The following is an 8532-nucleotide window of genomic DNA, read 5'->3' on the forward strand; positions in this document are numbered from 1 at the left end:
ATACCAGAATGCGCGTGGCGCCTCATCGCGCACATGGTGCCGAATCGAATAAAACGGCGGCACCTCGTGAAAACGCTCCTCGCCCGCTTCTTTTTCCACGCTGGTCACCGCGTCGATCGCGATCACCTCGTACGCCTGCGGACGGCGGCCGTCGGGACATACAGGATAGGTCGTTTTCTGGTGCGACAGGCGAATCGGCTCCGCGGCATGCTGAAACAGATTGATGACCGGGGTACATCCCAGTTTGAAGTTTGCAGGCGTCAGGGTTTGGGAAAGGCGATTGTGGCGCTCGGTGTCGGGATAGGCTGACAGCATGATCTGCACCTGCAGGCGGTTGCCGGAATGCTGCAACGGCTTCGCATCAAGGCCGTTGAGGTCCACAAACAGAAACTTGTCGGGAAAAGCAAAATACTCGCTCAGCAGACGGTATCCGGCAAAGGATCGCGGATCGTAGTCCAGCAGGCTTTCGTCTTCCGCGAAGCCTACCGGCCGGAGTGCGTCGGCGGGAAGGTTGACCACGTGCGCCGGATTGTCCGTGCCGTCGGAAACCCGGACATGCAAAACACGTGTCAGCAGCAGTTCGTACAGCAGATGCATCAGCGCAGGATCGCCGTCGAGGAAAAAACGCAGGCAGTCCAGCCTGATCTGCCCCACCGGCAGCGCGCCCTGGGTGTCGAAGTCCAGTATCAGCGCAGCGGCTGCCTCCGGCGCAAGGCGACGCAAATGCTCCGATCCTTGTGCAAGCTGGATGCGCGCCGATTTCAGGCTGAGCGGATACAGGTCGACGTCGTAACAGGTCCTGAACCGGCATGGCATCCCGCCGACCGGCGGCGAAATCGCCGGATGATGGCGTGGAATCCTATGGCGGGCGGTGATCTCCGTTTTGTCGGGATGCGTTTCGAACTGCAGGATCGAGCAGGAAGGGAAAGGCCGGGTGTAATGCGGGTATAGCACCTGCATGAACGCTTCGGTGATCTCGGGGAACTCGTCATCGAGCTTTCGATGAATACGCGCCGCCAGGAAGGCGAATGACTCGATGATGCGTTCGACGTGCGGATCCTCACTCTGATCGCCTTCCAGCGAGAGGCGGCGCGCGATTTTGGGATAGCGCTGGGCAAACTCGCCGGACAGCTCGCGCAGGTAGGTCAGTTCCCGCTCGTAATAGGGCAGCAGTTCTTCCAGCATGGTCAGTGCTCGTTGATCTGATAGGCGTTCGACGAAAGCTGCAGCATGGCGTCGAAGCTGACCGGTGGCTTGTTGGGATGAACCTTGAGGACGGCATCGACGCGGAAGCGGAGCATGCGGTCCATATCCTTTGGCGCGTCCAGCGTCACCCTGATCTTGCCCAGGCGCGGCTCATGCCGTTCGATCGTGATGCGTATCTTGTCGCGCAACAGCGCGCGGTCGTCCGGGTCGAGCAGGCTAAGACTGGACAGGTCGATGATGCCGAAATTGATGACGGATGCACGGGCATGGGGGAAGCGCTCGATTTCCTCTTCCAGGTCGATGCACCGTGAATTGAGCAGCGCTTCGAGGTCGCGAGCGACACCGTGCTTGAAACGCCGGAGGTCGAAGTGCATCGCTGTCTGGCTTTCCACCTGGTCTTTCGGATGTTCGTCGAGGAGACGATCAAGGATGGATGGTGCAACGGTGGCTGTTCGGTGATCGGCGCGCATGGACTCCTCGGGAAACATTGGTTTTTTTACAACTGCGCGATCATAACAAAACAACAAGTTTTTGGGTGTTTTTTGTTGGGCTCCGAGATTCGAACAGCGGGTGTGAAAAAAATCTTAGCGTCAGGCAGGCAGCTTGGTTAAAATTGCATCGCTTTTGTTGTCATTTGGTTATTTTTTTGCGCAAGCATTTTGCGGTCGTCTACAGGAGCTATTACATGACCCGTCCCATCATCCGACTCGGTGACAAAACCAATCACGGGGGCGTAGTGGTTTCCGCGGCGCCCGCGACCACGGTGGAAGGGATTGCGCCGGCACGCATCGGCGACATGACGATCTGCCCCATTCCCGGCCATGGCGCCAACCCGATCGTGTCAGGCGACAGTACATCGATTGTCGACGGCAGTCCGGTCGCACGCCAGGGTGATGTAACCGCCTGCGGTGCCGCCTTGATACCTAGCCAGCATCCGAGCGTCACAGATTAAAAGTCGAGCAGCCGTGCGCGCTATTGCTATACAAGTGATGCGACCCTCTTGACCGAAGCTTCTGTACCAGCATCGGCAAGGCGCCGACTCATTTCGTGCTGGTTCGTCCGGAAGGTTCCAGTACTGGAACCCGCGAGGTAAGACCCGAATCCTGCCGCAACAGCCAATGGAAGAAGACGGCGGCTGCCGCTATGACATAAATCGACAGCACGATAAATATGCAGCGGATAAAGAGTTCAACCACTGCAAGGTTGTTTTCCACGTCTTCCATCGCTCGCTCCCGTGTGTATCTGTTTGTAACACTCTAGTCCGTCCACCAGGCAAGCATTTGCGATTGCGCAACGTGGAAAAATGGCTTGATCCGGATCAAGTCCAACCTTTTTTTCATGCCGGTCCAGAAGACGTCGCGCGAATCAGCACGTCCGGGGAGCGAGATTTATTGCGTCGCAACGCTTGTTCAATAAGCTGATTTTTGGGCTAACGCTTCTCGCCAAGTAATTGAATTTCAATAAAAAAACCACGATCTTTTTGCGCTTGCGCAACCTCCACTGTACAATTTGGCGATTCCGAGCAGCAACGTCGCCCCCGTTCCACAGGCAATGTCGCACTCCCGATCCGACCATTACAAAAACCCGAATTCATCATGGTGATCTCCGGACTGAGCATCAAGATTACCGCGCCTATCGTCATCATTTCGGCGCTGGCAATCGGTTTGACGGCATTTCTCAATCTGGGAAAGTTCGAGCGGACCTTTAGCGAACTGGAGCGCTCCCGCATCCGTTTCGTCGTAAGCGACCTGCGGGCGAATCTCGAGACCGGCCTCGGTCTCGGCCTGGCTCTCAAGGGATTGGCCAATGCGCAGGCCGTCATCGAATCGGAAGCGAAATCCGATCCCAGCATCCTGTCAATCAGCCTGTACGACGAAAGCGGAACCGTCGTTTTTCACACCGGCGAAGCGCTGCTCTCCAATACGATTCCCGCAGAATGGAAGTCCGCGGCCACAGCCAAGGACGCACGGGACTGGCAGCTCGCAGAGGAAGACGCGCTCGTCGTCGGCACCAGCCTGGCGAGCGTGATCGGTGTCGATGCTGGCGGCATGGCTCTGCGATATTCCCGGCAAGCGCACGATTCGGTCGTGGATTCCGTGGCCGAGTCGCTAAAGCTTGCTGCAGTCCTCGGTACATTGCTGACCGGCCTGATCGCCATGCTTGGCATCAGCCTGATCGTCGTGCAAACGAACCGCAAGCTCACGCGCATCGAGCAATCACTGCGGGATATCACCAACGACAAACCGCAGGCACCCGTTGCCACTGGCGGCTCGGAAGCGGACGTGCTTATCGACAGCGTGGTGACATCGACCCGCGCCGCCATGCAGGATCTGGCCGGTACGCAAAAAATCCTGAAAACCAGGCTCAGCGCCGAAGCATCCGGAAAGCAACCATGAAGCACGCGCTCTATACGCTGCCGGTAAGGCGTCTTTTCATATTTGCCCTCCTGGTGCTGCTTGTCTCGCAAAGCGCCATTTCCCTGTTTGCCTGGTCGGTGATCGAGAAAAAAGTCGCGCCGGAACTGGACCGCAAGGCGACCACGGTCGGCAAACTGGTGGTCGACAAAATCACTCGCGCGCTGGACCACGGCATCCCTTTCAACCGCCTTGAAGGCGTGGATGATTTTTTCAATGACATCCTGAAGGAAAACGAAGACATCGGTTTCCTGGCGATTACCGCACCGGACGGCACCGTGCTGGTGGCAAGCGGCGTCAGCCAGCAGTTCGCGGAGAGCGCGCTGCCTAAAATCACCGCAGCGACCGTCGCGAAGACGCGTCATATCGTCACGCAGGAAGCGCGGCAAGGCACGGAAAGCAAGGAAAAATCCTACGTCGATACGCCGGCGTTCATCCGGCACCAGGGCAAGATGGTCGGCGTGCTGCATGTCGGTGTCGACCAGAGCTTCATCGCATCCAAGATCAGTGAAGTCCGGTACGACATCGGCATCATCCTGCTCACCAGTATGCTGATTGCGTTCGAGATCCTGCTGTTCGTCATTTCCCGGAATTTCTCCGGGCCAATGCGCCAGATCGCCGAACTGATGACGCGCATGGCGTCCGGCGACTTCAGCCACCGGGCAGTCGTCACCGTGCGCGAACGTATCGGCTCCCTCGCCGAGCAATTGAACCGTATCAGTGCCCAGATCAACCAGGCCTTTGCCCAGAGTGCCCGCACCGTGTCGGATGCAGCCACCGCCAGCAGCGATGCAAAGGAATTCTGCAAGGCGATTCTTGGACGGATGACGAGCCGCTATGTATTCGTGGAGGGCGACACGCCGCGCGAACTGTTGCAGAAGAAGGTTGTCGCGGTCCGCATCCTGACCTTCCTGTTCATGTTCGCGGAAATGCTGTCGCGCCCCTTCCTGCCGCTGTATGCAGGCACCCTGCCGAACCACGGAATCGGCCTGCCGCCCGATTTCCTTTCCAGTCTTCCCATCACCGCTTACCTGCTGGGCGTGGCGCTCAGCATGCCGTTCGCCGGCCGCTGGTCCGACCTCGTCGGCCGCCGCCGCAGCTACATGACGGGCGCCATGATCGTAACCGCCGGACTTCTCCTGACTGGACTGGTGCCGGATTTCTTCGTCCTTGTGGGCGCGCGTGCGATGACCGGGGTCGGTTATGCGGTGATGTTCATGGCCTGCCAGGGCTACATCATCGATAACACCGAAAACAGCAACCGCGGACAGGGCATCGCAATGTTCGTCGGCGCCATCATGGTTGCAGAGATTTGTGCGCCGGCAGTCGGCGGGATCCTCGCGGACCGCGTCGGTTATCGACTGGTATTTATGTTCGGCGCATTGATCGCCGTCCTTGCCGCCGTGCTGGCGACCGGCATCCTTGATAACCGACGCCGGCGTCCGCCGGCAGCAAGCCGGCAGCAGGCGCAGAAGCCCTTCAGGAAACTGGCCGGCAATTATCGTTTCGGCGCACTGGCGGTGTTGTCCGGCATCCCGGCCAAACTGATTTACTCCGGTTTTCTCATCTATCTCGTGCCAGTGCTGCTGACAGAACTCGGCAGCTCGAAATCCGAAATCGGCCGCTACGCAATGATTTACGGCGTGGTGGCACTGGCGCTGGCGCCGGTGTTCGCCCGCATCGCAGACCGCTATAACGCCTATGTCGGCATGGTCAGCCTGGGCGGCCTGCTGACTGGCGGCGGCTTGCTGCCCATCCTGCTCGGCGCCAATCCGAATAGCGTGATGCTCGGCATCGCGGCGCTCGGGCTGGGGCAGTCGATGAGCATTTCCGCGCAGCTCGTGCTGGTGGCCAGGGTGACCAAGCGGGAAGCGGAGGCGGCCGGCACGACTGCCATTCTCGGCGTGTTCCGGCTGGTCGAGCGCCTCGGTGCCGCTGCCGGGCCGGCAATCACCGGCGCGATCGTTGCCTCGTTCGGCACCGTTTCCGCGATGGCGGCCCTGGGCATTTTCGGCGTGATTTCCTCCGTCCTCTTCTCATTGATCTTCTTCTTCGTCGACAATCAGGCCGATGAGGAAGATGAAGTAAACGCCGTGCCGGGAAGGGTCGCAGCATGAAGCTCAACCGTCGTCGATTGCTGACCGCCGGCGCTGCCGGTTTGGCCGCCCTTGCAATGCCGTCCATACTGCTTGCACAGACGCGGCCCTACAAGATTTACATGATCCTGTTCCGCGGCGAAACCGAAGTTGAGAAAGGCTTTCGCGAATATCTGTCCTCCCGCAAGTTGCCGGTGGAGCTGATCATCCGGGATGTCGACCGCGACGTCCGCAAGATTCCCCAGCTCGTTGCCGAAGCACGTGCGCTGGAAGTCGACCTGATCTATACCTGGGGCACGCCGGTAACGCTGGCGGTGGCCGGCGCCAAGAACCGCGTCGACCCGGAGCAGCATGTCACCGACATCCCGGTTCTCTTCACGATGGTCGCGTCGCCGGAGGGCTCCGGCCTCGTGGACTCGCGGACATCGTCCCGGCGCAACCTGACCGGGGCGGTGCACGTCGTGCCGACCGAGCAACAGCTCGGGGCGATGCGTTCCTACCGCAAGCTGTCCAAGCTGGCGGCAATCTATAACCCGGCGGAGCCGAACTCCGTGCTGATCGTCAAGGAGCTGCAGGATGCGGCGCGCCGGGACCAGTTCCAATTGATGGAACACGCCGTGCCGCTCGACGCCCAGGGTCAACCGGTCGCGACGGTGTTGCCCGACATGATCGCCGGTATCGCTCGGCTGCAGCCGCAGATGCTCTACCTCGGACCGGACAGCTTCCTCGCCGCCAACAGGAAGGTCGTGACCGAAGCCGCGGTTGCAAACCGCCTGCCGATTTTCTCGGCTACCGAGATTGCGCTGCGCGAGGGCAAGGCATTGTTCGGACTGGTGTCGCGCTACGAGAACGTCGGCCAGCTGACGGCACGCAAAGCCGAACAGATCCTGTTCAAGAAAGTGCGCCCGCAGGACATTCCGATCGAAACCCTGACGCGGTTCTCCTACATCGTCAACATGACGGTCGCGGCGGAGCTGGACTTCTATCCCCCATTGAAAGTCATTAATTATGCTGAGGTCATACGATGACAACAAGAAATGATTCGGACGATATCGATGCGCATTCGTTTACATGGCGGGTTTTGCGCAAAGAGGAAGCGCCGGTTGCCCATGCGGTGCATATCGAGGCGCTGAGCGGACAGGCCGCCGGCCTGGTGCGTCCGGACGAACTGTCGCATTTCATGCGGCATATGGGTGAGGAAGGCTTGCTGGTGGGATGCTTTATCGCCGATGGACAAATGGTTGCCTACGGCGTGCTTGGCACGGCATCCAAAACGGTTTCGCACATGGCGGAATTGCTGGAGATCGATGAAGCCGACCATTCCCGCTTCTGTGTTCTCGACGGTGTGGCGGCCTTGACCGCATGGCGCGGATATGGAATGCACCGCGAATCGATCAAAGAACGCTTGCGGCATGCGGGACAACTGGGACATACGCTGGTCGGCGCGACAGTCGCGCCGGGTAATATTCCGAGCATGCGCGGATTGTTCGAAGCACGCTTCCAGGTGAAAAAATTCAGCATGCTGTATGGCGGACTGTCACGGCTGGTGCTGAAAAAGGATCTGAAAGTCGCGGAGCCGGATTGGGTATTGCAGCACCGCGTCGCGGCCACCGATGAGCCAGGTCATCAGTCCGCGCTCAAGGAGGGCTTGACAGGATTTGGCTGCTCCCAGCGCGAGGACGGCGTATGGCAGGTGCATTACGGCATCGAGAAACGCTGACGCCTACCGAATGCGCCGGCGGCGGCTATTCAAATAACAACGGGGAGCATGCTCCCCGTTGTTATGTCGGCTTTCACTTTCTTGCGGCAGGCAGGATTCAGCTTCCGTCATCCGACAGGCCGAGCGGATTGCGCTTGGCGGGTTGCCGCCGCTTATGTTCCCGGTCACGCTGGCGCAGTACGTCGATCATCACGTTGAAGGTACGAGCAAGCTTACCGATTTCATCGTCGGACGTAACCTTGATGTTGGCCTTCTCATAGTCGCCGCTCTTCAACGCATGCGCCGCCACGGTCAGGCTTTCGATCGGACGCACGATACTGCGCGCAAACATCACGGCAAACACGAAAAACACCAGGCCGACAAGGATGACGCTGTACATCACGTTGGTGAAGAGCTGATTGAGCGGCTGCTCGAAAGCCTGGCGGGATTCGGACACCGCGACGACCCAGTTATGGCCGATCACCGGCGCGAATCCGGCCACTTCAGTTGCGCCGGAGAGCGTTGATTGATAACTGATGTTGCCGATCGACTTTGCGCCCACGATCGCATTGGCGAGATCCGGCATGTTCAGGGAGTCGATCTTGTTGCGGCGGAAACGCTGGTCGGCGATGATCTGTTTCAGCTTCTCGCTCGGCAGCGGCGTGAGGCTCCGGTAGAGCTGCGTCTGGTCAGGGTGATAAATCATCACACCGTCGCCATCCACCAGGAACGGCGTGAGACGGGTACCACGGGTGATCTCGCCCAGAATGCTCGCGACCGTCGTTCCCTTGATGCGAAGGACCACCACGCCGATTACATTGCGATCGGCATCGCGCACCGGGTTCGAATAGTAGATACCCGGCGCACCGGCGGTCGAGCCGACGACCATGCCGGTCATGTGGGGACGCCCCTGCATCGCCTCCTTGAAGTATTCGCGGAATTTGAAGTTCTTGCCCATCACGCCGTCGTCGTTCGACGCCACGGCGGTCCCTTCCGGATTCATCAGGAACAGCGGATGCACATCCGGATTGGATTTGACGAGGTTATGGATTTTTGCCTGGATCGATGCCTTGGCGGCATCGGTGGGCTGCTGCAGGAAGCTGACGAACTCCGGATC

Annotated in this window: 9 protein-coding genes; 5 read left to right on the forward strand and 4 right to left on the reverse strand. The window is 59.4% G+C overall.

What is annotated here, in order from left to right; all coding sequences use genetic code 11:
- Both tssF and tssE read right to left on the reverse strand, forming a co-directional pair.
- The coding region (gene tssF, locus V7080_RS20680; protein WP_442947266.1) for a type VI secretion system baseplate subunit TssF at window positions 1–1182 on the reverse strand (1182 nt) is incomplete at its 3' end.
- Between the two features lie 5 nt (window positions 1183–1187).
- The gene (tssE, locus tag V7080_RS20685; RefSeq protein ID WP_334190278.1) at window positions 1188–1676 is read right to left on the reverse strand and encodes a type VI secretion system baseplate subunit TssE; all 489 of its coding nucleotides are present in this window, start codon (window positions 1674–1676) and stop codon (window positions 1188–1190) included.
- A gap of 215 nt (window positions 1677–1891) precedes the next feature.
- Between tssE and V7080_RS20690 the strand changes: the two genes are divergently transcribed.
- Window positions 1892–2158, forward strand: coding sequence for a PAAR domain-containing protein (locus tag V7080_RS20690; protein WP_334190279.1), 267 nt, complete (start codon window positions 1892–1894; stop codon window positions 2156–2158).
- A gap of 88 nt (window positions 2159–2246) precedes the next feature.
- On the opposite strand, the gene V7080_RS20695 is transcribed toward V7080_RS20690, so the two are convergent.
- A complete protein-coding gene (locus V7080_RS20695; RefSeq protein WP_334190280.1) occupies window positions 2247–2429 on the reverse strand; it encodes a hypothetical protein in 183 nt (60 codons plus the stop codon).
- 372 nt (window positions 2430–2801) lie between these two features.
- Here V7080_RS20695 and V7080_RS20700 point away from each other — a divergent pair, with 372 nt between their 5' ends.
- From V7080_RS20700 to V7080_RS20715, 4 genes are read left to right on the forward strand one after another with little or no spacing between them, the layout of a single operon-like run.
- Complete coding sequence (locus V7080_RS20700) at window positions 2802–3602, forward strand: hypothetical protein (protein ID WP_334190281.1); 801 nt, start codon at window positions 2802–2804, stop codon at window positions 3600–3602.
- Window positions 3599–5737 (forward strand): MFS transporter, encoded by a 2139-nt coding sequence (locus V7080_RS20705; protein ID WP_334190282.1) that lies wholly within the window; start codon window positions 3599–3601, stop codon window positions 5735–5737. The genes V7080_RS20700 and V7080_RS20705 overlap by 4 nt, the downstream gene beginning before the upstream one ends.
- Window positions 5734–6744 (forward strand): ABC transporter substrate-binding protein, encoded by a 1011-nt coding sequence (locus tag V7080_RS20710; protein WP_334190283.1) that lies wholly within the window; start codon window positions 5734–5736, stop codon window positions 6742–6744. The genes V7080_RS20705 and V7080_RS20710 overlap by 4 nt, the downstream gene beginning before the upstream one ends.
- The gene (locus tag V7080_RS20715) at window positions 6741–7436 is read left to right on the forward strand and encodes a hypothetical protein (protein ID WP_334190284.1); all 696 of its coding nucleotides are present in this window, start codon (window positions 6741–6743) and stop codon (window positions 7434–7436) included. Before V7080_RS20710 ends, V7080_RS20715 begins: the two co-directional genes overlap by 4 nt.
- A 97-nt stretch (window positions 7437–7533) precedes the next feature.
- On the opposite strand, the gene V7080_RS20720 is transcribed toward V7080_RS20715, so the two are convergent.
- A partial coding sequence (locus V7080_RS20720; protein WP_334190285.1) for a cache and HAMP domain-containing protein occupies window positions 7534–8532 on the reverse strand: 999 nt, incomplete at its 5' end.

The organism is Noviherbaspirillum sp., assembly GCF_036846085.1.
Taxonomy (GTDB): domain Bacteria; phylum Pseudomonadota; class Gammaproteobacteria; order Burkholderiales; family Burkholderiaceae_D; genus Noviherbaspirillum.

What these genes read in the sequence shown, in the direction of transcription:
- V7080_RS20690 (WP_334190279.1), top strand. Translation starts at nt 1,892, where the DNA reads ATGACCCGTCCCATCATCCGACTCGGTGACAAAACCAATCACGGGGGC.
- V7080_RS20710 (WP_334190283.1), top strand. Translation starts at nt 5,734, where the DNA reads ATGAAGCTCAACCGTCGTCGATTGCTGACCGCCGGCGCTGCCGGTTTG.
- tssE (WP_334190278.1), bottom strand. Translation starts at nt 1,676, where the DNA reads ATGCGCGCCGATCACCGAACAGCCACCGTTGCACCATCCATCCTTGAT.
- V7080_RS20715 (WP_334190284.1), top strand. Translation starts at nt 6,741, where the DNA reads ATGACAACAAGAAATGATTCGGACGATATCGATGCGCATTCGTTTACA.
- V7080_RS20700 (WP_334190281.1), top strand. Translation starts at nt 2,802, where the DNA reads ATGGTGATCTCCGGACTGAGCATCAAGATTACCGCGCCTATCGTCATC.
- V7080_RS20705 (WP_334190282.1), top strand. Translation starts at nt 3,599, where the DNA reads ATGAAGCACGCGCTCTATACGCTGCCGGTAAGGCGTCTTTTCATATTT.
- V7080_RS20695 (WP_334190280.1), bottom strand. Translation starts at nt 2,429, where the DNA reads ATGGAAGACGTGGAAAACAACCTTGCAGTGGTTGAACTCTTTATCCGC.